We start from the raw sequence: 1,670 nt of genomic DNA on the forward strand, positions 1-1,670 counted from the left end.
CGGCGGCGGTCCGGCCGGGGCCGGCGTCCGGGCTGCTGACGACGCTCATGCGGCCCCCTCGATCACGGTGTCGGACACATACGCCTGGGGCATCCTCGTTCCCTCGCTTCTCTCGGCCGGTCTCTGTGTGCGTCACCGGCCCACCGGGGCCGGCACCGATCGGCAAGGAACGGCGCGAAGGCGGTATTCCCGGGCCCCGGCAGAGTTCATACGGCCGCAACGATGGGGGCGCCGGCCAGGGACGGAGCACCCGGAACGACAGCGTACGGTTGAAGCATGAACGTCACGCGAGGCTTCACGGGCCGCCCGCGCGTCCACAACCCCGGGCTGCCGCCCGGGCAGTACGACGCGCGTGAGGACTGGCCCGTCCTGTCCGCCGAGGTCACCCCGGACCTCTCGCCCGCCGACTGGTCCTTCCGCGTGGACGGCCTGGTCGAACGCCCGCACACCTGGGACTGGGACGCCGCGCACGCGTTGCCGGCGTCGGCGTACGAGGGCGACATCCACTGTGTGACCGGCTGGTCGAAGTTCGGCGTGCGGTTCGGCGGCGTCTCGCTGGACGCCTTCCTCGATATGGCCCGGCCACATGGGTCCGCCACACATGCCCTCGCCTACTCGCACACCGGCTACACCACCAACCTGCCGCTCACCGACCTCACCGGCGGGCGGGCCTGGATCGTCTGGGAGTACGACGGCGCGCCGCTGCCGCCCGAGCACGGCGGCCCGGCGCGGCTCGTGGTCCCGCACCTGTACTTCTGGAAGAGCGCCAAGTGGATCGCGGGCATCACGCTGCTCGACCACGACGAGCCGGGCTTCTGGGAGCGCAACGGCTACCACGCGCGGGGCAACCCCTGGGAGGAACAGCGGTACTCCGGTGACTGAGACGACGACTCCCGTGACCCGGTTCGCGGTGCCCGGGCGGATCGCCGTGGACGGCCAGGCGGCGTCGCGGTGGCAGACCGCCACACTGACGGAGATCCGCCGCGAGACACCGCGCGCGGCCACGTTCCGCCTGGCGGTGCCCGGGTGGGCGGGGCATCTGCCGGGCCAGCACCTGATGCTGCGGCTGACCGCCCCCGACGGTTACGTGGCGCAGCGCCACTACTCGATCGCGTCGGCCCCGGACACGTCCGGGCACATCGAACTGACCCTGGACCGGGTGCCGGACGGCGAGGTCTCCGGCTGGTTCCACACCGTGGCCCGGCCCGGGGACACCGTGGAGGTGCGCGGCCCGCTGAGCGGTTTCTTCGCCTGGCCGGGCGACCGGCCCGCACTGCTGCTCGGGGCCGGCTCCGGGGTCGTACCGCTGATGGCGATGGTCCGGCACCACCGGGCGCGCGGCCTCACCGTCCCGCTGCGGATGCTGGTGTCGGCGCGCAGCCCCGAGGAGCTGATCTACGGGGGCGAGCTGGGCGCGGAGACGACCCCCGTGTTCACCCGCAGCGCTCCGCCCGGGGTGCCGGTGGGACGTATGACGGCCGCACATGTGGCGCCGCTCCTGGCCGACCGGCCCGCCAATGGGTGGGAGGCCTATGTGTGCGGCTCCAACGCCTTCGCCGAACACGCCTCCCGGCTGCTGGTCGCGGCCGGCCAGCCGGTGGAACGCATCCGCATCGAGCGCTTCGGCTGAGGCGGGGGCGGGGGCGGGGTACGCGGCCCGGGAGCGTACT

2 protein-coding genes are annotated in these 1,670 nt (G+C 73.5%); both read left to right on the top strand.

Features of this window, described 5'->3' with window-relative positions; all coding sequences use genetic code 11:
- The first annotated feature begins 276 nt into the window (after window positions 1-276).
- A complete protein-coding gene (locus H5J33_RS34345) occupies window positions 277-882 on the top strand; it encodes a sulfite oxidase-like oxidoreductase (RefSeq protein ID WP_181798574.1) in 606 nt (201 codons plus the stop codon).
- Window positions 875-1,630, top strand: coding sequence for a ferredoxin reductase (locus H5J33_RS34350; protein ID WP_181798575.1), 756 nt, complete (start codon window positions 875-877; stop codon window positions 1,628-1,630). The genes H5J33_RS34345 and H5J33_RS34350 overlap by 8 nt, the downstream gene beginning before the upstream one ends.
- Window positions 1,631-1,670 lie beyond the last annotated feature (40 nt).

It is taken from the genome of Streptomyces sp. WELS2 (assembly GCF_013870595.1).
In the GTDB taxonomy this organism is placed as follows: domain Bacteria; phylum Actinomycetota; class Actinomycetes; order Streptomycetales; family Streptomycetaceae; genus Streptomyces.

What these genes read in the sequence shown, in the direction of transcription:
- H5J33_RS34345 (WP_181798574.1), top strand. Translation starts at nt 277, where the DNA reads ATGAACGTCACGCGAGGCTTCACGGGCCGCCCGCGCGTCCACAACCCC.